The organism is Bradyrhizobium sp. NBAIM18 (assembly GCF_020193825.1).
GTDB lineage: Bacteria > Pseudomonadota > Alphaproteobacteria > Rhizobiales > Xanthobacteraceae > Bradyrhizobium > Bradyrhizobium yuanmingense.
The window spans coordinates 1-23,830 of the sequence record NZ_JADYVO010000014.1 but is presented as its reverse complement, the minus strand read 5'-3'; the positions used below and the strand labels follow the sequence as shown (position 1 = coordinate 23,830).

Genomic DNA, 23,830 nt, shown 5'->3' with positions numbered 1-23,830 from the left:
GCGGGTGAGATAGGGGCCTCCATGGTTCGAGATGGCGCTGACGCGGCTCCCCACCATGAGGAGTTCGTGCCCTGCCGTGTTAAGCTTTTCGCGCGCGAGTGCCAGGCGTTTGCAAAAATCTGCTGCGGTGCGAGATCACGATCGCGGCCGGAGTCGCTACGTCCTTGATCTCGACTGAACGCTGGCCGACAATGGCCGTGGTTCAATAAGAAACTCCTTGGGGGAATCGTGAATAGACCTGCTCGGGTCAGCGCCCATTCGACATCATCCGACACCGCGCACGGCATGACGCTGCTGCGCGACCCCCTGCTCAACAAGGGCACGGCCTTTACGGAAGCGGAGCGCGCCGCACTCGGCTTGCGCGGCCTGTTGCCGCCCTGCGTGCTGACGATGGAGACCCAGGCTCAGCGCGTGCTCACCAATCTGCGCACGCTCCCGACGGATCTGGAAAAATACGTTGCCCTGAACGCGCTGCATGACCGCAACGAGGCGCTGTTCTTCCGCGTCGTCGTCGACAATATCGACGAGATCCAGCCGATCATCTACACCCCGACGGTCGGGCTTGCCTGCCAGAAATACGGCCTGATCTTCCAGCGGCCGCGTGGCATGTTCATCTCCTCGCGCGACCGCGGCCAGATCGCGGAGATCCTGAAGAACTGGCCCTACCAGGCCAGGCTGATCGTCGTCACCGACGGCGAGCGCATTTTGGGACTTGGCGATCTCGGTGCCAACGGAATGGGCATCCCGGTCGGCAAGCTATCGCTCTATTCGGCCTGCGCCGGCGTGCATCCGGAAGCGTGCCTGCCGATCGTGCTCGACGTCGGCACCAACAACGAAGAACTGTTGAACGATCCCTATTATCTCGGCCTGCGCGAGCGGCGGCTGACGGGCGAGGCCTATGACAGCTTCGTCGACGAGTTCATGCAAGCCGCGCGCAAGACGTTCCCGGGCGTGCTGATCCAGTTCGAGGACTTCGCCAATCATTCGGCGTTCAAGCTGCTGCACAAATATCGCGACGAGGCCTGCGTCTTCAACGACGACATCCAGGGCACCGCGGCGGTGGCGCTCGCCGGCCTGTTCTCGGCTCTGCGCATCTCCGGCGACAAGCTGAAGGATCAGAAGATCCTGTTCCTCGGCGCGGGCGAGGCGGCGACCGGCATCGCCGACCTCGTGGTCTCCGCCATGATGGCGGAAGGCGCATCCGAGGCGGACGCGCTTCGCCGAAACTGGCTGGTGGATTCCCGCGGTCTCGTCGTCAGCGGCCGTGAAGGCCTTTCTGGCCATAAGCTCCGCTATGCCCATGCCGGTCAGGCGCCGATCGCCGACTTCCTCACCGCCATCAAGACGCTGAAGCCGACGGCGATCATCGGCGTCGCCGCGGTCGGCGGCGCCTTCACGCCCGACGTGCTCAAGGCGATGGCCGAGCTCAACGAGCAGCCGATCGTGTTCGCGCTCTCCAACCCGACCTCGAAAGCCGAGTGCTCGGCGGAGGATGCCTATCGCTACACGGAGGGACGCGCGCTGTTCGCCTGCGGCAGTCCGTATGATCCGGTCAAGCTCAACGGCCGCAGCTTCGTGCCGCGCCAGGGCAACAATTCCTACATCTTCCCGGGCGTCGGCCTCGGCGTCATCGCCAGCCGCTCGCGCCTCGTGACCGACGAGATGTTCATGGCGGCGGCCCACGCGCTCGCCGATTGCGTCGGCAAGGAGGACCTCGCCCAGGGCAGCCTCTATCCGGCACTGCCGCGCATCCGCGAGGTCTCCGTGCGCATCGCGGCGGCGGTTGCGGATGTGGCCTATCAACGCGCGCTCGCCGACGGACCCGCGCCCAACGACGTGAAGGCTCTGGTCCAGTCGCAGATGTACGAGCCGAAGTACTAGAGATCGGGCCGCGCCGAAACGCGCGGCTCGCGGGCCGTATCGGGCTGCATCCTTCGCCGATCTGTCCCGATTCTGAACAGGTCACTGTGGTGGAATCGCCACAGCTGGCGCGAAACGAAGGCGGCCCCAGAGCCGCTTTTGTTCCGACAAGGTTCTGCCCTCATTGCCCACCGAAACTTGGGGTTGTTCGGAGGGCGCATCATGTCTCGCATTGCAAGTGCCGAAACTGCCCGGATGTCGCTGGCGAGCTCGAGCCGGTTATTGCTCGCGGTCCTGGGTGCCGCATCGCTCGCTGCCTGCTCGCAATCGCCGGTCGGCCGTCAGAAAGCCGATCTCGCCGGAACAACCCGGCAAGCCGCGGTCGAGCGCCCGCACCGGGTGGCGGCGCTGCATCCGCGCCCGATCAGCCGGGCGCGCGTCACCGACCGCGACGCAAAGCAAACCGCTTCGCACGGCATCGCCAGCTTCTATTCGGATACGCAGACCGCGAGCGGCGAGAAGTTCGACAGGAACGAATTGACCGCGGCGCATCCCACCCTGCCGTTCGGCACCAAGCTGCGCGTTACCGAGACCTCCTCCGGCCGTTTCGTTACGGTCAGGGTCAACGATCGCGGGCCCTTCGTGCGCGGACGCGTGGTCGACATCTCGCCGTCCGCCGCCGAGGCGCTCGGCATGGTCGACAAGGGCATTACCAATGTCAGGCTCGAAGTCGTGCAATAGGGCGCCACGCGTCGCGACCGTGCGGCGCGCTTAACCGGCTGTTAGCGGCTTCTCAAGCACCATGGCTGTCCGCACAATTCGGGGCTTTGGGGGGGCGACGCTTGAACACGATCCAGCATCTCGAAGATCAGGCTGCGCGCGCCGAGCGGCTCGCCAAACGGATCACGGATACGCTGACGATCGAAAAGCTGCTGACCTTCGCGGGCGAACGCCGCCGCGAGATCGAGGTCATCGCCGGCAAGCACCGTCGCAACTAGCCGTCCTTTCGGCAAGCGAGCTTCATTTCATCGCGCTTTGGGAATGGCTTTCGATGAAGTCGCTGAGATAATCGGGGAGCTCTATTCCATAGATGTCGCAGCGTGCGCGGATCTCGCCGGCGACGTCGCACGAGATATCCTTCATCCAGTGCTCGAGCGTGTTGAACGAGATCACCTTGATCGGGTCATTGAAGCAGCCGGCGACGAGCTCGCCGATCGTGGTGTCGAGATCGCTGCGCTCGATGCGGATTTCGGTCGCCTCGTCACGGCGATCAACCACCACGAACAGGGTCTGGTCCGCTCCGTAAGGCACGATCGGTGATGATACGCCGGCGTCAAACATCTCGAGGCGCTCACGTCATTGCTTTGATCCCTGACAACGGGAAGAACCGGAAGAAGGTTCCTACTCGCGCGCTTGTGAAGGGCGTCAGAGAAATTCTCTCAAGCGCGACAGCTCGAGGACGTGTTCGGGGGAGAGGATTTCGGTGACGAGCGGCGGCTGCGCTACGGTGCGGATCTCGTAGAGATGGCGGGTCGTCGCCGGTTTCTGCATGAAAGCCGAGATGCAATCGTCGAGCGTGCCTTCGATGAGCTGGTAGGGCTCCCGGTCAGGCTGGCGCCGATTGGCAAGTGATGGCCATTTATGCAGCACCGCAAGCGCGCCGAAATTGACCTTTGAATCCCCGACCACGTCCCCCATCGCCCTGCCTCACGCAAAACAGGACCCCAGCACACGTGCTCGTGTGCCGGGGCCGATACACCTGTCGCTGCACTCAATGCCACAGACACCGAACGCGGCAGCCGGGAAAAGGTTCCCGGCCGCCTCGTGGCTGCGTCAGCTCGCCGCCGCCGCGATCTCGTGCCGCGGGCTGGCGTGACCATCTCCGTGACCGTCACTGCCGCTGATCTTGGGCGGCAGTCCGGCGAAGCGCCGCAAGGCTTCCGCCATCTGCACCCGTCCCGACACGCCTGTGATCACCACGTCCACCATCGCAAAGGACGAGTGGAAGTGGCCGCGCGCCTTCAATTGCTCGACCGGCACGCCCGCTGCGGCCATTGCCTCGGCATAGGCGATGCCCTCGTCGCGCAGCGGATCGAACTCGCAGGTGACCACGAGGGCCGGCGGCAGGCCGGCGACCTTGCCGCGCAGCGGGGCGACCCGCGGGTCGGTGCGGTCCGCCGGCGAGCAATAGAGGTCCCAGAACCAGTACATCAGCGAGCGCGTCAGGAAGTAGGCGGTCCCATTTTCGTTGTAGGAGGGCCGATCGAAGCTGCAGTCGGTGACCGGGCAGACCAGAAGCTGGCCGGCGATGGCTGGCCCGCCGCGGTCGCGCGCGAGCTGGCAGGTGACGGCGGCGATGTTGCCGCCGGCGCTCCAGCCTGCAACCAGCACCGGGCCCGGTCTGCCGCCGAGTTCGGCGGCGTGCGCGGCGATCCAGCGCGTGGCCGCATAGCCGTCTTCCGCAGCCGTCGGGAAACGATGCTCCGGTGCGTGGCGATAGCCGACGCTGACGAACATCATGCCGGTCCGCCGCACCATGTCGCGGCAGAACGGCTCGTCCGATTGCTCGTCGCCGAGCACCCAGCCGCCGCCGTGGAAATAGACCACGACCGGATGCGGTCCCGGCGTTGCCGGCTTGTAGACGCGGTAGGGCAGCGCGCCATCGGCGACGGGCAGGGTGCCGTCGACGATCTCGCCAATTGGCCGACCTGCAGGGCGGCCCTTGTTGAACTCGTTGACGAAGGCGCGGGCGCCGAGCGCGCCCATCGACTCGATCGGCGGCAGGTTGAGCGAGGCGAGCAGGTTCAGCACCAGCCGGACGTCCGGCTGCAGGCGCACCACCTCGCCGTCATTGCATTGGACCGTGCCGTCGGGGCCGGTGAGCTTGAAGCCGAGCATGCCGCGGCTGACCACCTCGTCGCAGATGCTGCGATAAGGGCCGACGCCGCCGGTATAGGGCATCAGGCCCTGCACCTTGCCGGGCACGTTCGCGCCGGTGTACCAGGTGTTGGCGAGTCGGTGCAGCGTCAGCATCGAGCAGTCGGCCATGTGCCTGTTCCAGCCGGCCTGCGCCGTCTCGGTCGGCTCGATCGTGGTGAAGCCGGCATCGCGCAGCGATGCAAGGCGATCGACCACCCAGTCGACATGCTGCTCGATCGACACCGCCATGTTCGATAGCACCGACGGGCTGCCAGGGCCGGTGATCATGAAGAAGTTCGGGAAGCCCTCGACCGTGAGGCCGAGATAGGTCTGCGGTCCCTGCGCCCAGACATCGGACAGCGACTTGCCGCCGCGCCCGGTGATCGGATGCACGGCACGGATCGCGCCGGTCATGGCGTCGAAGCCGGTTGCGAAGACGATGACGTCGACTTCGAAGCTGCGGCCGTTCGTGGAAATGCCGCTCGCGGTGATCGCCTTGATCGGCTCCTTGCGCAGATTGACCAGCGTGACGTTCGGCCGGTTGTAGGTTGCGTAATAATTGGTCTCGAGGCAGGGGCGCTTTGCGCCGAAAGGATGGTCGTCCGGCATCAGCGCCGCGGCGGTCTCGGGATCCTTGACGGCGACGCGGATCTTCTCGCGGATCAGGTCCTGGACGATCTTGTTGCCGTCGACGTCTACGGCCTGGTCGGCCCAGAGCTGCGTCAGGATGTGGACGAGGTCGCCGGCCGCCCAGGCGCGCTCGAACCGCTCGCGACGCTCGGCATCGCTCAATTGCCAACTCACGACCGTCTGCTGCGGGTAGGGCACGCCGGCCATCGACTGCCGCGCCTGCTCGCGATAGGCCGCGCGGTCGCTCTGCAGCAGGCTCATGCGGTCCGCGGGCGCCGGGCCATTATGCGCCGGCAATGCGAAATTCGGTGTGCGCTGGAACACCGTCAGATGCGCGGCCTGCTCGGCGATCACAGGGATCGACTGGATCGCCGAGGAGCCGGTGCCGATCACGGCGACGCGCTTTCCTTTGAGATCGACGCCGTCATGCGGCCAGCGCCCGGTGAAATAGACCTCGCCCTTGAAGTCCTTGACGCCGTCGATCTCCGGCGGCTTTGGCGCGGAGAGGCAACCGGTCGCCATGATGTAATGGCGGCAGGAGACGGGCGGCCCATTGTCGGTGGTGATGAGCCAGCGCTCGGACGCTTCGTCCCATCTGGCTTCGGTGACCTTGGTCTTGAAACGGATGTCGCGGCGCAGATCGTAGCGATCGGCGACGAAGCCGAGGTAACGCAGGATCTCGGGCTGGGTCGCGTATTTCTCCGACCAGGTCCAGGCGGTCTCGAGCTCCGGATCGAACGTGTAGCTGTAGTCGATGGTCTGGATGTCGCAGCGCGCGCCAGGATAGCGGTTCCAATACCAGGTGCCGCCGACATCGCCGGCCTTGTCGAGCCCGACCGCCGAGAACCCCGCCTTGCGCAGCCGATGCAGAAGGTAAAGGCCGGCAAATCCGGCGCCGACCACGGCAACATCGACCTGCTGAGGGGTTCCGCGCTCATCGGAGGTACGTGTGGCGACCATTGCGTCAGGCATGGTATTCCTCCCGGATGTCTTGTTTTGGCGGCAGGCTATCGCCGCAGGCTCAGCTTGTCATTACAGCAAGTGCAATCTTAGGGTGGTCGTTTGCGGCGGCTTCGTGACCGCGCGAAGGTTGTGGCACCACACGCACCGCGATGCACAATGGCCGTGATCGCCCGGGGTAATCAGCCATCGTCCTTCTGTGTATGCTTGCGCTTACAAGCCACGCGTACCGCCCGGGCGTCATGACAGAGTTGAGTGAACGCACCAAAGCGAACATGGACGTCGTCCTCGAGCAGACGTGCCGGCAACTGCCGCATGGCGGCGATCACGACAGCCGCAGGTTCATCGCCGAGCGCCTGATCGAGGCGGCGCGGGCGGGACACTCCACGCTCGGCGAGCTCGGCATCGTCGCGCGCCACGCGCTCGCGGAGCTGATTGGCAAAGGCGGTTAGGCTCAAGGCGCGCGAGGCTTGCCTCGCCGACGGCTTCGGACATAACCTGCCGAAACCCTTCATCGAGATCGTTGCGAAGATGCGGGCCTGGCTTGCATTCGTTGCGGCTATTGCAGTCCTGTGTGGCGTCGGCCCGGCCGCCGCTCAGCCGGTCGGGCAGTTTCCATTCGCGCTGACGCGTGAAGGGCAGATGCTCGGCGCCGTGGAGGGCGAGGTGGCCTCGTTCAAGGGGCTGGCTTACGCGGCGCCGCCGCTCGGCGCGTTGCGCTGGCAACCGCCGCAGCCGACGACCGAAAGCTCGGAGATGCGCACCGCCTACGAATACGGCGCGCCGTGCCTTCAGCCGGCGCTGCCGGCGGCGAGCGAGGATTGCCTGACGCTGAACGTGTTTCGTCCTTTCGGGGTCGACGGCCCGTTGCCGGTGATGGTGTTCATCCATGGCGGCGCGTTCGTCACGGGCACCGCGAACGATCCGCTGTTCGATGGCGCCAAGCTGGCGCAGGCGGGCCTCATCGTGGTCACCGTGAATTATCGCCTCGGCGCGCTCGGCTGGCTCTCGCATCCCGCGCTGTCGGACGCCGGCTCCGGCAATTTCGGCCTGATGGACCAGATCGCCGCGCTGCACTGGGTGCACGACAACATCGCGGCCTTCGGCGGCGATCCTGATAACGTCACGCTGTTCGGCAGCGATGCAGGCGCGACATCGATTGCACTGCTGATGCTGTCCGCGCAAGCGCGCAATCTCTTCCACAAGGCCATTCTGCAATCGGTGCCCGGCCGCGCGCGCCTGCGTTCGGCAGAAGAGGCGGATGCCATCGGCCGGGAGTTCGTGGCCGCGCTTTCGGTGAACATGGATCTGCGTGCAGTCGAGCCGCGGCGCCTGCTGGCCGCCGAGAAACAACTGCTGGATAAATCGCCGCACAGCTTTGCACCGATGATGGATGGACGTCTCGCGACCGAGGACCCCGCCGCGGGTTTTGCGGCCGGACGCCAAAGCCGCATTCCCCTGATCATCGGCTCGAACGAGGATGAGACCGGCTTGGAGAACGAGACCGCGATCAAGGAGGAGCTTGCGCCGCCGGGCGCGGGCGGCGGCGAATTGCGCAAGCTCTATCCCGATCTCGCCAGACCTTCGGATCTCGCGGCAAGAATTTACACCGACAAGGTCTTTTCCGAGCCGGTGCGGCTGCTGGCACGTCTGCACGCGGCAGGCGGCGCGCCGACTTTTCGCTACCGCTTCGCCTATGTGCCGGAGGCCAGGCGCGCCAATCCGGACGTCGGCCACGGGCGCGAGCTGCAGTTCATCTTCGGTACGGAAGGCGTGCCCGGTGCGGGCATCCTGTCGCGGCGCGACCGCGAGGTCGCAGGCCGCATGCGCGCCTATTGGATAAACTTCGCCCGAAGTGGCGATCCCAATGGTCCCGACCTACATGGTCCCGACCTGCCACGCTGGGACGCAGCTAGCGGCGATCGCCTGCTGCTGATCACGAACGATGGCATCGCGAGCGGCGACGATCCGATCGCGGATCGTCTCGACCGGCTCGCAAATGAGGGCCGGAGATGAAGCGGATTTAAGCCGCGAGCTCGACGCGCGGCGCCGGGCTGAGCCGGTCTTCCTCCAGGTAATCCATCGCGCCGTCCTTCTCGACGGCATAGAACTGCTGGCCATCCCGCGACTTGAAGGCGGCGCGGACGACACCGCGGCGACCCTTGTCACTGTTGACGACGTCCCCCAGCGCAAACTTCCTCATCGTACGTCTCACTTGTCTTCAGGCCGACTGCTTCGGCCCAGCGGGGATTCTGGGCGGCAAATCGTTAACGACTTGCTAACCATGCCGCTTTGCCTATGCTCATCGCCGATCGTGCGGACTGCTCGCACGCGCCCGTTGTCAACGAGACGAGCCGATGACGCGATTTCCGACCCTGTTCCTGTCGCATGGCGGCGGCCCCTGGCCCTTCATGGAGGACAGGCGGGTGCAATATGCCAAGACCGCCGAGGCGTTCGCGAACTTGCCGCAGCTTCTGCCCGAGAGGCCGAAGACGGTGCTGGTCATCACCGGGCATTGGGAAGCCGACGCCTTCACGGTGTCGACCTCGCCGGGTCCGCCGATGGTGTACGACTATTACGGTTTCCCCGAGCATACCTACCACATCAAATATCCGGCGCCGGGCAAGCCCGAGCTTGCCGCGCAAGTGAAGGCGCTGCTGACGCATGCCGGCCTCGATTGCCGCGAAGATCCCGACCAGGGTTTCGATCACGGCACGTTCGTTCCGCTCGGGCTGATGTATCCGAATGCCGACATGCCGATCGTGCTGCTGTCGCTGAAGTCCAGCTATGACGCGGCCGAGCACGTCAAGGTGGGGCAAGCGATCGCATCCTTGCGCGACGAAGGCATCCTGATCGTCGGCAGCGGCCTGACCTATCACAACATGCGCGGCTTCAACCGTCCGGAGTCCAAGCCCGTCTCGTATGATTTCGAGGCCTATCTGAACGAGGCAATCAGCAACCCCGATGCGGCGCGCCGCAATGCCATGCTGGTCGATTGGGAGAACGCGCCGAGCGCACGCCTTGCACATCCGCGCGAGGACCATCTGCTGCCGCTGATGGTGGCGGCCGGTGCTGCGGGAAGCGACGTCGGACGGCGCGTCTTCGTCGACGAGGTCGCGCATGTGGCGATGGCCTCGTATGTGTTTGGGTAATGATCTCTTCTCCCTGGCCCCTCAAGCGGGGAGAGGCGAAGAAAGCCTCACCCATATCTCAGCTTCATCACCAGAATGCCGCCGGCGAGAACCATGGTGACGGCGTTCGCCGCGACCAGGGGGGCATCGCCTGAAAGCAGGCCGTAGATGAGCCAGAGCGTGAGGCCCAGCATCATGACCAGAAACATGCCGAGAGAAATGTCGCGCGCCGAGCGGGTCTTCCAGACCTTGATGAACTGCGGCGCGTAGGCGACGGTGGTGCAGGTGGCGGCGGCAAAGCCGAGCAGCTTGATCGCGAAGGGGTCCATGTCGGCTCTATAGCATGGATTCGGCTCTGCCTCACGCGCGGGCCGCCATCAGCCCGCGATAGAGCGCGGCATAGTCGCCGGCGCGGTTGCGCCAGGAGACGTCGGTCGCAAGGCCGCTGCGCTGCAGGCGGCGCCAGGTCAGCTTGTCGTGGAAGGCAATGTTGGCCTTGCGCAGCGTGCCGGCGAGGGCATCCGCCGTCACGGGGGCGAATTTGAAGCCGGTGGCATCGTGGCCGGACGCGTCGGCCTCGCCGATATCGACGATGGTGTCTTCGAGGCCGCCGACGCGCGAGACGATCGGCACGGCGCCATAGCGCAGAGCGCAGAGCTGGGTCAGGCCGCACGGCTCGAAGCGCGACGGCACGATCAGCGCGTCCGAGCCGGCCTGGATCAAATGCGCGAGAATCTCGTCATAGCCGATCACGACGCCGATCCGGCCCGGATTGGCGCGGGCCGCGGCCTGGTAGCCATCCTGCAGATCGCGGTCGCCGCTGCCGAGCAGCGCGAGCTGCATGCCTTCGCGCAGGATGGTCGGGATGGCCTCCATCAGGAGATCGAGCCCCTTCTGCCATGACAGCCGGCTGATGACGCCGAGCAGCGGCGCTTCGTCCGAGGAATCGAGGTTGAACTGCTGCTGCAGCACCGCCTTGTTCGCGGCCCGGAATGTCAGGTCTTCCGCGCCGAAGCGGTAGGCGATGTGCGGATCGGTTTGCGGATTCCAGACCTCGGTGTCGATGCCGTTGAGGATGCCGCTCAGCACATTGGATCGTTCACGAAGCAGGCCGCCGAGGCCCATGCCGCCTTCGTCGCTCTGGATTTCCTTCGCGTAGGTCGGCGATACCGTGGTGATGCGATCGGCAAGGCGCAAGCCGGCCTTCAAGAAGCTGATGCCGCCGAAATATTCCAGTTCGTTGACGTTGAAGGCATGCCAGGGCAGGCCGATCGATCCGATCAGCTCAGGAGCGAACTTGCCCTGGTAGGCCATGTTGTGAATGGTCATCACGGTGCCGGGCCGCGGACGATTGTCGTAGTGCAGATAGGCCGGCGCGAGCCCCGCCTGCCAATCGTGGGCGTGCACGACATCGGGCACGAAGGCCGGCACGAGGCCGTGGCCGATATCGGCCGCTACGCGCGACAGCGCGGCGAAGCGCGCGCCGTTGTCCGCCCAGTCGACGCCGTCAGTGGTGACGTAGGGGTTGCCCGGCCGCGCATAGAGATGCGGCACGTCCAGCACGAACAGATCGAGCCCGGCATGCGAACCCGCCAGCAGCCGGCCGGGACCGCCGAAATAATCGGGCCAGCGCCGCAGTTCCTCTGTGCCGGACAAAAGGCGCATCACGTCGGGATAGCCCGGCAGCAAGGTGCGCATCTCGACGCCATGCGCCTTCAGCGCAACCGGCAGCGCGCCCGCAACATCTGCGAGGCCGCCGGTCTTGACGAGGGGATAGACTTCAGAGGCGACCGCGAGGACGCGAACAGGCGTCATGTATTGAGCCTGTCGATCATCGGCTGGGTGATCAGCGAGATGCCCTGCTCGGTGGTGCGGAAGCGCTTTCCGTCGAACTCGGGATCCTCGCCGACGACGAGCCCTTCCGGGATCTCGACGCCGCGGTCGATCACGACGTTCCTCAAGCGGGCGCCGCGGCCGACACTCACGTAAGGCATGATCACGGCATTCTCGACATTGGCGTAGGAGTTGATGCGCACGCCGGTGAACAGCAGCGAGCGGCGCAGCGACGCGCCGGAGATGATGCAGCCGCCGGAGACCAGCGAACTCACCGCCTGGCCGCGCCGGCTCTCCTCGTCATGGACGAATTTCGCCGGCGGCGTGATCTCGGCATAGGACCAGATCGGCCAGGCGCGGTCGAACAGGTCGAGCTCGGGCACCACGTCGGTGAGGTCGATATTGGCGGCCCAATAGGCGTCGACCGTGCCGACGTCGCGCCAATAGGCGCGAGTGTCGCTGCCGGAGCGGACGCAGGAGGTCGAGTACTGGTGCGCCATCGCGCGGCCGTTCTTGACCAGGTAGGGAATGATGTCCTTGCCGAAATCGTGGTTCGAGTTCGGGTCCTCGGCATCGCGCTTGAGCTGATCGAACAGGAATTTCGCGTCGAACACGTAGATGCCCATGCTGGCGAGCGAGACGTCCGGCTTGCCCGGCATCGGCGGCGGATCCTTCGGCTTCTCCAGGAACTCCTGGATCCAGCCGTTCTCGTCGATATGCATGATACCGAAACCGGAAGATTCGGTCCGCGGCATTTCCAGGCAGCCGACGGTGACGTCGGCGCCGCTCTCGACGTGCTGGCGCAGCATCACCTCGTAGTCCATTTTGTAGATGTGGTCTCCGGCCAGCACGACGATGAAGCGGCAGGCGTGGGATTCGATGATGTCGATGTTCTGGTACACCGCGTCCGCCGTGCCGACATACCACATGCTCTCGGAGACGCGCTGGCTGGCGGGCAGGATGTCAAAACTCTCGTTGCGTTCGGGGCGGAAGAAGTTCCAGCCCATCTGAAGGTGCCGGATCAGGCTGTGCGCCTTGTATTGGGTTGCCACCGCGATACGGCGGATGCCGGAGTTCACCGCGTTCGACAGCGCGAAATCGATGATGCGGGACTTGCCGCCGAAATAGACCGCCGGCTTGGCGCGGCGGTCGGTCAGCTCCAGCAGGCGGCTGCCGCGTCCTCCGGCCAGGACAAACGCCAGCGCCTGACGGGCAAGCGGCTCGGGTCTCGCGGCACTCATGTGATCCTCCCACAACTCTGGCGCTCGCGAGAAGCCTCCCGGCCGCGCACATTGGAACCGATAGTAATGGCACGAATAGTAAATCGTGAAGGTGGTTGTTGGTTGCGAATGCACCGGAAGCTTAATGCCCTGCCGGGGTGATCGGGCCTCAGCCACCGTCGTGCGGCTGTCACAGGCGACGACGTCGCCGGGCACCAGTGATCAGAACGGAGGCAAGCGTCTTGTGCGGTGCACGCAAACTCCAGGCTTTGAAAATTCTGCGCTTTGACTTGGCGCAAGGATGCCCGATCATGGCGCTGCGATCCTTTTCCAAACGAAAGGTCAGACAGGGAGTAAGACGATGAGGATCTGGAAGACGGCAATTGCCTGTTCGTTGGCCGGCGTGGTCATGGCGGCCCAGATCGGGCAGGCCACGGCGGGCCCGATGCCGACCAACGTTGCGACGATGAAGGCTGCGGCCGGTGATAATGTCACACCGGTGCATTGGCGCGGCGGCGGCTGGGGCTTAGCCCTCGGTGGTCTCGCAGCCGGCGCGCTCATCGGCGGTGCCATCGCCGCGGGGTCTCCTTACGGCTATTACGGCTACGGCGGCCCCTATTACGGCGGCTACGGCTATGGATATCCGGGCTACGGCTATGGTTACGCCCCCGCCTATTACGGCGGCTACGGCTACGCACCGGTCTATCCGCGATATTATCGGCCCTATCGTCCGTACTACAGCTATGGCTACTACCGGCCGTACCGGGTTTATCACCGGCCGTACGGGGTCTACCGTCCCTACTACCGCGGCTACTGGTGAGACCGCGCGGCTAGAACGAGAGCCACACGATCAGGCTCATACATGCAACATGCATGAGCAGGATCGCGGCGAGATGCAATGGCCCTGGCCTGAGGCGAAGCCTGTGCATCCCGCCGCCTCCGCCTAGTTCGATCCCGCGGCCGCAGCCGTGAAGCTGCGGTCGACGGCTTTGCTGACGTCGAGCTTCTTCGGCAGGATGCCGTAACGCGTCGCGCGGTCAGAGGCTTCCTGCACCTCCTTGACCACGTTCTCGTCGACCACGATCGGGCTGGTGCGCTGCGCAGTGTAGGCCGACAGCAGCACGTCCTCCGGCAGTTTTGTCAGTTCAGCGGTGTTCTTGGCGTACTCGCCGAGATGGTCGAGCGACCATAGCCGCGCCTTGTTCAGCCGCTGCACCAGGTCCTGCACCGCCGCGCGTTTGGTGGCGATGGCGTTGTCGGAGGCAACGATGAAGGTGATGGTCGGCGTCAGCCCTTCGCCGTTCGCGATGACGCGGGCCTTGTCCTTCAACGTTGCGAACGAGACGTAGGGCTCCCACACCGCCCAGGCGTCGATCGAGCCGGCGAGCAGCGCGATCTTGGCATCGACCGGGCCGAGCGGCGCGAAGGTCGCATCCTCCAGCTTGATCTCTGCCTTCTCCAAGGTCGCATCGATCAGGAACTGGCCCCAGCCGCCGCGTGTGCCGGCGAGGCGCTTGCCCTTGAGGTCGGCCGCTGATTTGATCTGGGATTCCTGGCGCACCAGGATGGCCTGCGTCTTCGCATCCGAGCGCGTGCCGCCGATCGCCTTGATCGGCGCGCCCGCGGCATAGACCGAGAGGAACGAGAGATCGCCGGTGTAGCCGACGTCGAGCGCGCCGGCATTGAGCGCTTCGAGGATCGGTGCGGCCGCGGGGAATTCCGACCATTCGATTCTGTAGGGCAGGTCCTTCGCATAGCCGGAGATTTCGAGCAGCGAGCGATTGCCGCCTTTCTGGTCGCCGACGCGCAGCACGACATTGTCGGCGGCGAGCGATGCGGCGGCGGTCGATAGTACGATCGCGGCGGCGAGCAGCGAGGTGGCGAGCCGGCGCGTGATGGAATGGTGGTGAGAGTTGATGCTCATTGGATCCGTCTTGTTGCGTCGCTCACGAGGCGTGAGCAAACGATGCAGCGAGACGCGCAAGTCTATGAGCGCGCGGCGTGCCGTCAATGAAATGGGCAACCGTATTGTACGTGCTTCAGGCAATGACGTTTCAGCGGAGCGCTGCTTTCGAGAATGCGCCGCGTGCGCGGCCGAAGCTGCACAGGGATGCAGCAGGCGATGGAGTCGCGCTTGACCTTGCGTGCCCCTGCATCTGCGAAAATCCTTTCATCGCTCCCGCATGCGCAGATGGAGAGAAATGACTTCCCTTCGCGCAACATTCGAAAATCCATTTCATTGACGATGTCGCGAACGCGCCGCATGATTTGCGCATCGCATCAATGCGGCGCGGGAAGCGCCGACGGAACAATTTTCTCTCAACGCAGCTCCGCACGGAACATGCGCAACGCGACCCGTTGCGCACACGGCGGAGCCGTGCCAGCGCAGGAGCCAGGGGCCAATGACCAACGACAACCAGCGCAGCGGATCGAAATTCGACCGGCGCCACCTGCTTCAGGCAGGGCTTGCCGCCGCTTTTGCCGCGCCGCTCGGCGCGCTGGGCGCGCAGGCCTTTGCACCGCGCGCCATCGCGCCGGGTGTCGACTTCTCCGAGTTTCCGCTGTGCCGCACCGCCTCCGACGCACCCGCGCTCACCGGCGCGCCGCGCAAGCTGAAACTGTCGTGGAATGCCGGCGCCGTCTGCCTCGCGCCGGTGCCGGTCGCCATCGAGCACGGCTTCTTCCAAATGCATAATCTCGACGTCGAGCTCGTCAACTATTCCGGCTCGACCGACCAGCTGCTCGAAGCCATCGCGACGGGCAAGAGCGATGCCGGTCTTGGCATGGCGCTGCGCTGGCTGAAACCGCTGGAGCAGGGGTTTGATGTCAAGATCGCCGCAGGCACCCATGGCGGCTGCATGCGCGTGCTGTCGCGCGCCGATTCCGGCGTCGCGAAGCTTGCCGACCTCAAGGGCAAGATCGTTGCGGTCGGCGATCTCGCTGGTCCCGACAAGAACTTCTTTTCGATCCAGCTGGCCAAGCTCGGCATCGATCCGGTGAAGGACGTCGACTGGCGCGCTTATCCCGGCAATCTGCTCAACGTTGCCGTGGAGAAGGGCGAGGTGCAGGCGTTCCTGTCGTCCGATCCGCTCGCCTATCTCTGGCTCAAGGACACGCAGTACAAGGAGGTCGCCTCAAATCTCGATGGCGAGTACCGCGAGAAGAGCTGCTGCATCCTCGGCCTGCGCGGCTCGCTCGTGCGCGAAGAGCCTCAGGTCGCGCGCGCCATCACCCGGGCGCTGCTCGATGCCGCGATGTTCACGGCGCAGAATGCGACGGTCGCGGCGAAATCGTTCCAGCCCTATGCGCCCAAGGCGGCGACGCTCGCCGATATCGAGGGCATGGTGCGCTACCACACCCACCATCATCATCCCGTCGGCGATATCTTGAAGCGCGAGCTCAAGGCCTATGCCGACGACCTCAAGAGCGTGCAGGTCTTCAAGCAGAGCACCGACACCGCCAAATTCGCGGAGCGCATCTATGTCGACGTATTCGCTGTCTGACGGCCTCGCCTCCGGCGCGCCGCGTACCTCGCGCGTGCCGCTGCTGGCGACGTGGATCCGGCAATCCGGCGTCGGCGTGCTCGCCAGCGTCGCGTGGATCGCTTTCGGCCTGTCCTGCCTGTGGTGGCAGGATGTCGGCGATTGGTCGCGCACCCATTCGCTCGGCATTGCCGCCTTCATCATCGCGGCGCTCGCGCTGTTCGATACCGTCGGCGCCGACTATCTGGGATCGGCGGGACAGGCGCTGCACAAGCGGGCGCCATGGCTGGTCGCGCTCGGGGCGTTTCTGACGGTGTGGGAGGTCGCGACGGCAAAATTCGCCTGGCTGCCGCTGCCGTTCTTCCCACCGCCGCAGGCGATCATCGAGGTCTATACCGACGATCTGCCGAAGTTGCTCGACAGCGTCTTTGCATCGATCAAGCTGCAGCTCGGCGGCTATCTGATCGGCGCGACGATCGGTTTCCTGACCGGCGTCTCGATCGGCTGGTCGCGCGCGGTCGGCTATTGGGTGCATCCGGTGCTGCGCTTCATCGGCCCGTTGCCGGCAACCGCCTGGCTGCCGATTGCCTTCTTCACCTTCCCCTCAAGCTGGAGCGCCTCGACCTTCCTGATCGCGCTCGCAACCGGCTTTCCGGTGACGGTGCTGACCTGGTCGGGTGTCGCGAGCGTCAGCAACGCCTACTACGACGTTGCGCGGACGCTGGGGGCAAAGCCGTCGTTCCTGGTGCTGAAGGTCGCGATCCCCGCGGCATTGCCGCACGTCTTCGTCGGCCTGTTCATGGGGCTCGGCTCGTCCTTTGCCGTGCTCGTCGTCGCCGAGATGATCGGCGTGAAGGCCGGGCTCGGCTGGTACCTGCAATGGGCGCAGGGCTGGGCCGCCTATGCCAACATGTATGCAGCGCTGATCGTGATGTCGCTGCTCTGCTCCGGCGCGATCACGCTGCTGTTTGCGATCCGCGATCGCCTCCTGGTCTGGCAGAAGGGGACCGTCAAATGGTAGCCACAGCTCTCGCCGATGCGGTCACGCATCCGGCCGCCGGCGCTGCGCTCGACATCGAGCAGGTCAGCCACGCCTTCGATATCGACGGCACCGAGCTGCCGGTGCTGAGCGATGTTTCGATTTCGGTTGAGCCCGGCGAGTTCGTCGCGCTGCTCGGCCCGTCCGGCTGCGGCAAGTCCACCTTGCTGCGGCTCGTGGCCGGGCTCGACAAGCCCAAGGCAGGAAGGCTGCGGGAGGATGAGGAGCGCATCAGGCGCCCGCATCCGTCGCGCGTCGTCGTATTCCAGGATCCGACCCTGTTTCCTTGGCGGTCGGTCTGGGACAACGTCGCCCTGGGCCTCGAGGCCCAGGGCATTCTGAGGAGCCAGCGCCAGCGCGTCGATGCTGCGCTCGACCTCGTCGGACTGTCGTCCTTCCGCAATGCCTATCCGCACCAGCTCTCCGGCGGCATGGCGCAGCGCGTCGCGCTGGCGCGGGCGCTGGTCAACGATCCCAAGATCCTGATCCTGGACGAGCCCCTGGGAAAACTGGACTCGCTGACCCGGATCACCATGCAGGCCGAGCTCGTTGCGCTCTGGCAGCGCAAGGGGTTCACCACGCTGCTGGTGACGCATGATGCGGAGGAAGCGCTGGTGCTCGCCGACCGCGTCGTCGTGTTCAGCGAGCGGCCCGCGCGGGTGAAGGCCGACATTCGCGTCGACCGGCCGTATCCGCGCCATCGCGGCGATCCTTATCTGGCAGACTTGCGCCGTCAGATCCTTGGACTGTTGGGGCTGGACGCCACATGGTGACCTCCATAGCCAAGGGCCGCACGGCTCATAGCGAGCCCGACTACATCGCCCGCGCCGCGACGCTCGCCACAAGCTTTGCAGCGCGCGCGGCCGCGCACGACCGCGTCGGCAGCTTTCCCTTCGCGAATTTTCGCGAACTGTCGGAGGCGGGCTTGCTGTCGCTGACGGTGCCGGCGGTTCATGGCGGGGCCGGTGCCGGCGCGCGCTATGCCGCGCGCGTGCTCGGCATTCTCGGCAAGGCCGATCCGCCGACGGCGTTGGTGCTGTCGATGCATTACATCAATCATCTCGTGATGGCGCGCAGCCCGAACTGGCCGGCGCGGCTCTCGCGCGCGAGAGCGTCGAGGGCATCGCGCTCATCAATGCCCTGCGCGTCGAGCCGGAGCTCGGCTCGCCCGCGCGCGGCGGCCTGCCGGCGACGATCGCGCGGCGCACTGAAGCCGGCTGGCGCGTCTCCGGCCACAAGATCTACTCGACGGGCTCGCCGATCCTGAAATGGTACCTGGTCTGGGCGCGCACCGACGAGGCCGAGCCGCGGGTCGGCCAGTTCCTGGTGCCGGCGGGCCTGCCGGGCACGCGCATCGTCGAGACCTGGGACCATCACGGCCTGCGCGCCAGCGGCAGCCACGACGTCATCTTCGACGACGTCGTGATCCCGCTCGATGCCGAGGTCGACGTGCGCAAGCCGGCGGACTGGCGCACGCTCGACGTCACGCAGGCGACCGTCCACACCGTCTTCGTCGCTGCGATCTATGACGGCGTTGCCCGTGCCGCGCGCGACTGGCTGATCACGTTCCTGAAGCAACGCGTGCCCGCCAGCCTCGGCGCGCCGCTCGCGACCTTAGCCCGCGCGCAGGAGATCCTCGGTGCGATCGAGGCGCGGCTTGCGGTCAACGCGCGGCTGATCGACACGTTCGCCCGAGACTTCGACGATGGGGTCGAGCTCTCCGCCGGTGAATCCAACGTGGTCAAGCTGACGGTCACCAACAACGCCGTTGCGGCCGTCGAGGATGCGCTGTCGCTGACCGGCAACCACGGGCTCAGCCGCGCCAATCCGCTGGAGCGGCATTATCGCGACGTGCTGTGCGGCCGCGTGCACACGCCGCAGGACGATTCCACGCGCATCGGCCTCGGCCGTGCCGCGCTCGGCCTCTAGGGATCAACAGGGAGACGATCATGTCGATCGAGTTCATCGGTTTCATCAGCAACAACAATTCGTCCGAGACCGTCGTCCGGGAAGGGCCGGTGCTGAATCCGACCCATATCGAGACGGTGGCGAAGGCGCACGAGAATGCCGGTTTCGACCGGGCGCTGCTGGCGTTTCATTCGACCTCGCCCGACGCGCTCCAGGTCGCCCAGCACGTCCTGAGCCACACCGAGAGGCTCAACGTGCTGATCGCGCAGCGGCCCGGCTTTACTGCGCCGACATTGCTGGCGCGGCAGTTCGCGGTGCTCGACCAGTTTTCCCGCGGCAGGGTCGCCCTGCATGTCATCACGGGGGGCAACGCGACCGAGCTCCGGCAGGACGGCAATACGCTCGACGACAAGGACGAGCGCTATGCCCGCACCTCCGAGTTCCTGGACGTGCTCAAGCTGGAATGGAGCAGCGACACGCCGTTCAGCTACAACGGTAAGTATTACCGGGTCGAGAACGGCTTCTCGCAGGTGAAGCCGTATCGTCCCGAAGGCATCCGCGTCTATTTCGGCGGCGCCTCGGATGCGGCGATCGACGTTGCCGGCAAGCACGCCGACACCTTTGCGCTGTGGGGTGAGTCCTATGCCCAGGTGCGCGACGTCACCTCGCGCGTCCACAACGCGGCGGTGCGGCAGGGGCGGCCGACGCCGCGCTTCAGCCTGTCGGTGCGGCCGATCATTGCGCCGACCGAAAAGCAGGCCTGGGAAAAGGCCGAGGAGATCCTGGTGCGGGCCACCGCGCTGCAGGACAAGACCGGCTATCGCAAGCCGGCCGACGGCCACGCCACCGCCGGCGCGCGCCGGCTGCTCGCGCTCGCCGATCAGGGCAGCCGCATCGACAAGCGGCTCTGGACCGAGATCGCAAAGCTCACTGGCGCCAACAGCAACACCACGGCGCTGGTCGGCACGCCCGAGCAGGTCGCCGAAGTCTTCGGCGATTATTACGACCTCGGCATCAGCCATTTCCTGATCCGCGGCTTCGATCCGCTGATCGACGCCATCGAATACGGCCGCGAGCTGATCCCGCTGACGCGCGAGCTGATTGCCAAGCGCCAGGCCGTTCGCGGCGAGGCCGCGGAATGATCCGCCTCATGCTGGCCGGCGCGCTGCTGTTCGCTTCGTTCGAAGTCGCAGCTGCGCAAACCACCTTGCGCGTCGGGGATCAGAAGGGCAATGCGCAGGCCGTGATGGAAGCGGCCGGCGTGCTCAAGGAAGTCCCCTACAAGATCGAGTGGAGGGAGTTTCCGGCGGCGGCTCCCTTGCTGGAAGCGCTCAGCGCCGGCGCGATCGAGACCGGCCTCGTTGGCGATGCGCCGTTCACTTTCGCCGCCGCCTCCGGTGCGCCGGTGAAGGCGATCGCTGCCATCAGGCAGACGCGCGAGGGGCTCGCGATCCTCGTGCCCGAGAACTCGGCGATCAAGAGCTTTGCCGATCTCCGGGGCAAGAAGATCGCAACCGGCCGCGGCTCGATCGGCCATCAGCTGATCCTCGCGGCGCTCGAGAAGAACGGTTGGAGCGCGAGTGACGTGCAGATCGCGTTCCTGGCGCCGTCCGACGCCAAGATCGCCTACACGCAAGGCTCGGTCGATGCATGGTCGACCTGGGAGCCGTATGTCAGCCAGGAGGAGGTGCTGTTCAAATCGCGCCGTATCATCACCTCGGAAGGGCTGACACCGGGGCTAAGCTTCCAGGTGGCGCGGCCCGACGCGATCAGGGACAAGCGCGCCGAGCTGACGGACTTCATCCGCCGCCTCACCGCGGCGCGGGCGTGGTCGCTGAACAACATCGACAGCTACGCGGCGACCTGGGGCAGGTTGATGAACATCCCCACCGCCGTGCCGCAGAACTGGCTGTCGCGCGCCAAGATCCGCATCGCGCCGATCGATGACGGCGTGATCGCCGATGAGCAGGCTACGATCGACCTCTATTTCCGCTGGGGACTGATCAAGCAGAAGCTCGATGCGGCGGAGATCGTCGATCGTTCGTTCACGGACGCGATCGCGAAGGCGGGGTTGTAATGCTCCGCCGTCATTCCGGGGCGCGACGAAGTCGCGAGCCCGGAATCCATTCATCGACAGACATTGCGGCTCGATGGATTCCGGGCTCGCCCTTCAGGCGCCCCGGAATGACGACTGTGGGTGTGAGAGCTCACGAGTCACTCAAGCATTCGTGAAGCGCGACGAGCACGTTCCAGCGCAATCGCCTTCTTCGAAATATTCCTTCTGCATTCTCACCGCCCGACAAAACCCTCATTGCTATTTGCGCCGCAGCTCTTGCGGCACGGCGCACTCCCGCAAAGATCAATCCGACGACCACATCGGGAGACCGGCCATGGGCCTGCAAGAAACAAAAATCGAATCGCTTCCCTTCGTCACTGCCGAACTCAATTATCTCGCACCGATCGAAGGCAAGCCGCGTACCTACGCGTTCGATCCGCCGCCGGGTGAGCCCAAGAGCACTTCGCTGCCGGAGCCGCACAAGGTGCCGATCTTCGATGCGCGGCTGATCGCGCAGAACTTCTCGCTGGATCGCGAGGGCTTTGCGTTGGTGCGTCACCCGACGCAGGTGAAGGATTTCTACAACGAGGACGAGGTGAGGGCGGTCTATTATCCCGCCGTGGAGGCCTTTCTGCGCGCGACGCTGAAGGCCGACCGTGTCGTCATCTTCGACCACACTGTGCGCAAGCGTGTCGAGGGCGCGCCTGATATCCGCGACGGTGGCCCGCGTCAGCCGGCCACGCGCGTCCATGTCGACCAGACCATCACGTCCGGCACCAACCGCGTCCGCGAGCATCTGCCTGATGAAGCCGACGAGCTGCTGAAGGGGCGCGTGCAGGTGATCAATCTGTGGCGGCCGATCCGCGGTCCCTTGCGGGATTCACCGCTCGCCATGGCCGACGGCACCACGGTCAAGCCGGAAGACCTCGTCGCTTCCGACCTGATCTATCCCAACCGCCGCGGCGAGACCTATTCGGTGAAATACAATCCGAACCACCGCTGGTTCTATTTCCCGGAGATGACGCCGGATGAGGCGCTGTTGCTGAAGTGCTACGATTCCGCAACCGACGGCCGGACCCGTTTCGGGCCGCATACCGCATTCGTCGATCCGACCACGCCGGCCGATGCCGCGCCGCGCGAGAGCATCGAGGTCCGCACGCTGGTGTTCCACCGGCAGTAACAAAGTGTGATAGCCCTGCCGGGCACTTGCCGGCAGGGTTCCTGGAACCGGAGGGAACAAGGGACGTTTGCAGCGCCGGGCAGGGCAACCGGGAGGGTGCCGTGCAAGCGCAGATGACACTATTGGTATCTCTGGCCAGCTTTTTGCTTTTTGCCTTTTCTGTTGCCCACGCTGAAAGCGGGCTTGCTTCGTACTACGGATACAGCAAAGCCGGCAAAGGCGGGGAGCTGACCTGTGCCCACCGCACCCGTCCGTTCGGCAGCGTGCTCAGGGTGTCCTACAGCGGACGCACGATCCAGTGCCGCGTCAATGATCGCGGTCCCTTCATCCGCGGCCGCATCGTCGATCTCTCGGTGCCGGCCGCCCGCGCGCTCGGCATGATGAGCGCCGGCGTGGTGCGGGTCTCGGTGGATTAGGCGTCCGAGCGCGCTATAGTGCCGCCGAAAGCAAGGGGGCGCTATGACTCGGATCAGGGTGGGACTCGTCGGCTGCGGCTTCGTGTCGGAGCTGCACATGTATGCGTTCCGGCGCGTCTATGGCGTTGACGTCGAGGTCGCGGCGGTTGCTGCCCGCAGCGACAAGGTTGTCGCGTTTGCCGGGCATCACAATATCCCGCGTGTTTACCGCAGCTTCGCCGAGCTGATCGCCGACCGCGATCTCGACGTCGTCGACATCTGCACCCCGCCCAATCTTCACGCCGAGATGATCGTCGCCGCCATGCAGTCCGGCAAGCACGTCATCTGCGAAAAGCCGTTCGCCGGCTATTTCGGCCGCGAAGGCGATCAGCAGCCGATCGGCAAGCACGTGCCGAAGGCGCTGATGTATGAACGCGTGATCGAAGAGATGGACAGGACGCGGGCCGCGATCGAGCGCACCGGAAAACTCTTCATGTATGCCGAGGACTGGATCTACGCGCCGGCGGTGACCAAGACCGCCGAGATCATCAAGGCGACCAAGGACAAGATCCTGTTCATGAAGGGCGAGGAGAGCCATTCCGGCTCCCACGCCGCGCATGCCGCGCAGTGGGCGATGACCGGCGGCGGCTCGCTGATCCGCATGGGCTGCCATCCGCTCTCGGCCGTGCTGTATCTGAAGCAGGTCGAAGCCAGGGCGCGCGGCGAGCGCATCCGCGTCGCCAGCGTCACCGGCGATGTCGGCAACGTCACGGCCGGGCTCAAGCCGGAGGAGCGCAGCTACATCAAGGCCAATCCCGTCGACGTCGAGGACTGGGGCACGCTCACCGCCACTTTCTCGGACGGCACCAAGGCGACCGTGTTCTCCGGCGACATGATCATGGGCGGCGTGCGCAATCTGATCGAGACCTATACGAGCGGCGGCTCCCTGTTCGCCAACATCACGCCGAACAATCATCTGATGAGCTATCAGACCAGCGAGGAGAAGCTCGCTTCCGTCTACATCACCGAAAAAGTCGACCGCAAGACCGGCTGGCAATATGTCTGTCTCGAGGAGGAATGGACGCGCGGCTATTTGCAGGAGATCCAGGACTTCATGGAATGCGTCGCGACGGGCCGCCAGCCGCTGTCGGACCTCGCGCTGGCCTATGAGACGATCAAGGTGAACTATGCGGGATATTGGGCGGCGGAGGAGGGGC

24 protein-coding genes and 1 pseudogene are annotated in these 23,830 nt (G+C 65.3%); 16 read left to right on the top strand and 9 right to left on the bottom strand.

Annotation, left to right across the window (positions count from 1 at the left end):
• Positions 1–228 precede the first annotated feature (228 nt).
• The 3 genes from I6F17_RS25940 (at position 229) to I6F17_RS25930 (ending at position 2,858) form a co-directional block, all read left to right on the top strand.
• Positions 229–1,881, top strand: a complete 1,653-nt coding sequence (locus tag I6F17_RS25940; protein WP_225131804.1) for an NAD-dependent malic enzyme — start codon at positions 229–231, stop codon at positions 1,879–1,881.
• 201 nt (positions 1,882–2,082) lie between these two features.
• Complete coding sequence (locus I6F17_RS25935; RefSeq protein ID WP_225131805.1) at positions 2,083–2,601, top strand: septal ring lytic transglycosylase RlpA family protein; 519 nt, start codon at positions 2,083–2,085, stop codon at positions 2,599–2,601.
• 101 nt (positions 2,602–2,702) lie between these two features.
• On the top strand, positions 2,703–2,858 hold the full coding sequence (locus I6F17_RS25930) for a hypothetical protein (protein ID WP_172787410.1): 156 nt from the start codon (positions 2,703–2,705) through the stop codon (positions 2,856–2,858).
• A gap of 22 nt (positions 2,859–2,880) precedes the next feature.
• Here the strand turns inward: I6F17_RS25930 and I6F17_RS25925 are convergent, their stop codons facing one another.
• The 3 genes from I6F17_RS25925 to I6F17_RS25915 form a co-directional block, all read right to left on the bottom strand.
• Positions 2,881–3,201: a hypothetical protein gene (locus tag I6F17_RS25925; protein ID WP_036006679.1), complete on the bottom strand. Its 321-nt coding sequence runs from the start codon at positions 3,199–3,201 to the stop codon at positions 2,881–2,883.
• Positions 3,202–3,285: 84 nt separating this feature from the next.
• A complete protein-coding gene (locus I6F17_RS25920; protein ID WP_225131806.1) occupies positions 3,286–3,558 on the bottom strand; it encodes a hypothetical protein in 273 nt (90 codons plus the stop codon).
• 135 nt (positions 3,559–3,693) lie between these two features.
• Positions 3,694–6,381 carry an alpha/beta hydrolase fold domain-containing protein gene (locus tag I6F17_RS25915; protein ID WP_225131807.1) on the bottom strand — a complete coding sequence of 896 codons (2,688 nt, stop codon included), beginning with the start codon at positions 6,379–6,381 and terminating at the stop codon, positions 3,694–3,696.
• A gap of 191 nt (positions 6,382–6,572) precedes the next feature.
• Here I6F17_RS25915 and I6F17_RS25910 point away from each other — a divergent pair, with 191 nt between their 5' ends.
• Together I6F17_RS25910 and I6F17_RS25905 are read left to right on the top strand one after the other, a co-directional pair.
• Positions 6,573–6,821, top strand: coding sequence for a hypothetical protein (locus tag I6F17_RS25910; protein ID WP_036006688.1), 249 nt, complete (start codon positions 6,573–6,575; stop codon positions 6,819–6,821).
• Positions 6,822–6,900: 79 nt separating this feature from the next.
• The gene (locus I6F17_RS25905) at positions 6,901–8,385 is read left to right on the top strand and encodes a carboxylesterase family protein (protein WP_225131818.1); all 1,485 of its coding nucleotides are present in this window, start codon (positions 6,901–6,903) and stop codon (positions 8,383–8,385) included.
• A gap of 7 nt (positions 8,386–8,392) precedes the next feature.
• Here I6F17_RS25905 and I6F17_RS25900 read toward each other — a convergent pair whose 3' ends face one another.
• On the bottom strand, positions 8,393–8,572 hold the full coding sequence (locus I6F17_RS25900) for a hypothetical protein (RefSeq protein ID WP_036006694.1): 180 nt from the start codon (positions 8,570–8,572) through the stop codon (positions 8,393–8,395).
• 154 nt (positions 8,573–8,726) lie between these two features.
• Here I6F17_RS25900 and I6F17_RS25895 point away from each other — a divergent pair, with 154 nt between their 5' ends.
• Complete coding sequence (locus I6F17_RS25895) at positions 8,727–9,521, top strand: class III extradiol ring-cleavage dioxygenase (RefSeq protein WP_225131808.1); 795 nt, start codon at positions 8,727–8,729, stop codon at positions 9,519–9,521.
• Positions 9,522–9,568: 47 nt separating this feature from the next.
• Here the strand turns inward: I6F17_RS25895 and I6F17_RS25890 are convergent, their stop codons facing one another.
• Genes I6F17_RS25890 through glgC form a run of 3 tightly spaced genes read right to left on the bottom strand, consistent with a single transcriptional unit; the run spans position 9,569 to position 12,574 of the window.
• Positions 9,569–9,829, bottom strand: a complete 261-nt coding sequence (locus I6F17_RS25890) for a SemiSWEET transporter (protein ID WP_036006700.1) — start codon at positions 9,827–9,829, stop codon at positions 9,569–9,571.
• Between the two features lie 31 nt (positions 9,830–9,860).
• On the bottom strand, positions 9,861–11,315 hold the full coding sequence (glgA, locus tag I6F17_RS25885) for a glycogen synthase GlgA (protein WP_225131809.1): 1,455 nt from the start codon (positions 11,313–11,315) through the stop codon (positions 9,861–9,863).
• Positions 11,312–12,574, bottom strand: coding sequence for a glucose-1-phosphate adenylyltransferase (gene glgC, locus I6F17_RS25880; protein WP_036006706.1), 1,263 nt, complete (start codon positions 12,572–12,574; stop codon positions 11,312–11,314). Before glgC ends, glgA begins: the two co-directional genes overlap by 4 nt.
• A 340-nt stretch (positions 12,575–12,914) precedes the next feature.
• On the opposite strand from glgC, the gene I6F17_RS25875 reads away from it, so the two are divergent.
• Positions 12,915–13,373, top strand: coding sequence for a hypothetical protein (locus tag I6F17_RS25875; RefSeq protein ID WP_036037515.1), 459 nt, complete (start codon positions 12,915–12,917; stop codon positions 13,371–13,373).
• A 123-nt stretch (positions 13,374–13,496) separates the two neighbouring features.
• Here I6F17_RS25875 and I6F17_RS25870 read toward each other — a convergent pair whose 3' ends face one another.
• Together I6F17_RS25870 and I6F17_RS25865 are read right to left on the bottom strand one after the other, a co-directional pair.
• Complete coding sequence (locus I6F17_RS25870; protein ID WP_225131810.1) at positions 13,497–14,477, bottom strand: ABC transporter substrate-binding protein; 981 nt, start codon at positions 14,475–14,477, stop codon at positions 13,497–13,499.
• A gap of 83 nt (positions 14,478–14,560) precedes the next feature.
• The gene (locus I6F17_RS25865) at positions 14,561–14,818 is read right to left on the bottom strand and encodes a hypothetical protein (protein ID WP_225131811.1); all 258 of its coding nucleotides are present in this window, start codon (positions 14,816–14,818) and stop codon (positions 14,561–14,563) included.
• Between the two features lie 137 nt (positions 14,819–14,955).
• Between I6F17_RS25865 and I6F17_RS25860 the strand changes: the two genes are divergently transcribed.
• The 9 genes and pseudogenes from I6F17_RS25860 to I6F17_RS25820 all read left to right on the top strand — a co-directional run.
• Complete coding sequence (locus tag I6F17_RS25860) at positions 14,956–16,056, top strand: ABC transporter substrate-binding protein (protein WP_225131812.1); 1,101 nt, start codon at positions 14,956–14,958, stop codon at positions 16,054–16,056.
• Entirely contained in the window at positions 16,034–17,056 is a 1,023-nt protein-coding gene (locus I6F17_RS25855; RefSeq protein ID WP_225131813.1) for an ABC transporter permease subunit, read from the top strand. Before I6F17_RS25860 ends, I6F17_RS25855 begins: the two co-directional genes overlap by 23 nt.
• Positions 17,050–17,847 carry an ABC transporter ATP-binding protein gene (locus I6F17_RS25850; protein ID WP_225131814.1) on the top strand — a complete coding sequence of 266 codons (798 nt, stop codon included), beginning with the start codon at positions 17,050–17,052 and terminating at the stop codon, positions 17,845–17,847. Before I6F17_RS25855 ends, I6F17_RS25850 begins: the two co-directional genes overlap by 7 nt.
• Positions 17,841–19,003, top strand: a pseudogene (locus I6F17_RS25845) (acyl-CoA dehydrogenase family protein). The gene I6F17_RS25850 and the pseudogene I6F17_RS25845 overlap by 7 nt, the downstream one beginning before the upstream one ends.
• Before the next feature lie 20 nt (positions 19,004–19,023).
• On the top strand, positions 19,024–20,124 hold the full coding sequence (locus I6F17_RS25840; protein WP_225131815.1) for an LLM class flavin-dependent oxidoreductase: 1,101 nt from the start codon (positions 19,024–19,026) through the stop codon (positions 20,122–20,124).
• Positions 20,121–21,059, top strand: a complete 939-nt coding sequence (locus tag I6F17_RS25835; protein ID WP_036037537.1) for an ABC transporter substrate-binding protein — start codon at positions 20,121–20,123, stop codon at positions 21,057–21,059. Before I6F17_RS25840 ends, I6F17_RS25835 begins: the two co-directional genes overlap by 4 nt.
• Positions 21,060–21,372: 313 nt before the next feature.
• Complete coding sequence (locus I6F17_RS25830) at positions 21,373–22,218, top strand: CmcJ/NvfI family oxidoreductase (RefSeq protein WP_225131816.1); 846 nt, start codon at positions 21,373–21,375, stop codon at positions 22,216–22,218.
• 101 nt (positions 22,219–22,319) lie between these two features.
• Entirely contained in the window at positions 22,320–22,634 is a 315-nt protein-coding gene (locus I6F17_RS25825) for a septal ring lytic transglycosylase RlpA family protein (RefSeq protein ID WP_036037541.1), read from the top strand.
• A 43-nt stretch (positions 22,635–22,677) separates the two neighbouring features.
• Positions 22,678–23,830, top strand: a 1,153-nt coding sequence (locus I6F17_RS25820; protein WP_225190448.1) for a Gfo/Idh/MocA family oxidoreductase, incomplete at its 3' end; no start/stop codon positions are given.

Bases quoted from the DNA above. Each gene is read 5' to 3' on its own strand.
- I6F17_RS25895 (WP_225131808.1), top strand. From the start codon at position 8,727: ATGACGCGATTTCCGACCCTGTTCCTGTCGCATGGCGGCGGCCCCTGG.
- I6F17_RS25840 (WP_225131815.1), top strand. From the start codon at position 19,024: ATGTCGATCGAGTTCATCGGTTTCATCAGCAACAACAATTCGTCCGAG.
- I6F17_RS25830 (WP_225131816.1), top strand. From the start codon at position 21,373: ATGGGCCTGCAAGAAACAAAAATCGAATCGCTTCCCTTCGTCACTGCC.
- I6F17_RS25925 (WP_036006679.1), bottom strand. From the start codon at position 3,201: ATGTTTGACGCCGGCGTATCATCACCGATCGTGCCTTACGGAGCGGAC.
- I6F17_RS25835 (WP_036037537.1), top strand. From the start codon at position 20,121: ATGATCCGCCTCATGCTGGCCGGCGCGCTGCTGTTCGCTTCGTTCGAA.
- I6F17_RS25860 (WP_225131812.1), top strand. From the start codon at position 14,956: ATGACCAACGACAACCAGCGCAGCGGATCGAAATTCGACCGGCGCCAC.
- I6F17_RS25935 (WP_225131805.1), top strand. From the start codon at position 2,083: ATGTCTCGCATTGCAAGTGCCGAAACTGCCCGGATGTCGCTGGCGAGC.
- I6F17_RS25910 (WP_036006688.1), top strand. From the start codon at position 6,573: ATGCTTGCGCTTACAAGCCACGCGTACCGCCCGGGCGTCATGACAGAG.
- glgA (WP_225131809.1), bottom strand. From the start codon at position 11,315: ATGACGCCTGTTCGCGTCCTCGCGGTCGCCTCTGAAGTCTATCCCCTC.
- I6F17_RS25875 (WP_036037515.1), top strand. From the start codon at position 12,915: ATGAGGATCTGGAAGACGGCAATTGCCTGTTCGTTGGCCGGCGTGGTC.
- I6F17_RS25920 (WP_225131806.1), bottom strand. From the start codon at position 3,558: ATGGGGGACGTGGTCGGGGATTCAAAGGTCAATTTCGGCGCGCTTGCG.
- I6F17_RS25900 (WP_036006694.1), bottom strand. From the start codon at position 8,572: ATGAGGAAGTTTGCGCTGGGGGACGTCGTCAACAGTGACAAGGGTCGC.
- I6F17_RS25855 (WP_225131813.1), top strand. From the start codon at position 16,034: ATGTCGACGTATTCGCTGTCTGACGGCCTCGCCTCCGGCGCGCCGCGT.
- I6F17_RS25870 (WP_225131810.1), bottom strand. From the start codon at position 14,477: ATGAGCATCAACTCTCACCACCATTCCATCACGCGCCGGCTCGCCACC.
- I6F17_RS25905 (WP_225131818.1), top strand. From the start codon at position 6,901: ATGCGGGCCTGGCTTGCATTCGTTGCGGCTATTGCAGTCCTGTGTGGC.
- I6F17_RS25890 (WP_036006700.1), bottom strand. From the start codon at position 9,829: ATGGACCCCTTCGCGATCAAGCTGCTCGGCTTTGCCGCCGCCACCTGC.
- I6F17_RS25850 (WP_225131814.1), top strand. From the start codon at position 17,050: ATGGTAGCCACAGCTCTCGCCGATGCGGTCACGCATCCGGCCGCCGGC.
- I6F17_RS25915 (WP_225131807.1), bottom strand. From the start codon at position 6,381: ATGCCTGACGCAATGGTCGCCACACGTACCTCCGATGAGCGCGGAACC.
- glgC (WP_036006706.1), bottom strand. From the start codon at position 12,574: ATGAGTGCCGCGAGACCCGAGCCGCTTGCCCGTCAGGCGCTGGCGTTT.
- I6F17_RS25865 (WP_225131811.1), bottom strand. From the start codon at position 14,818: ATGCGGCGCGTTCGCGACATCGTCAATGAAATGGATTTTCGAATGTTG.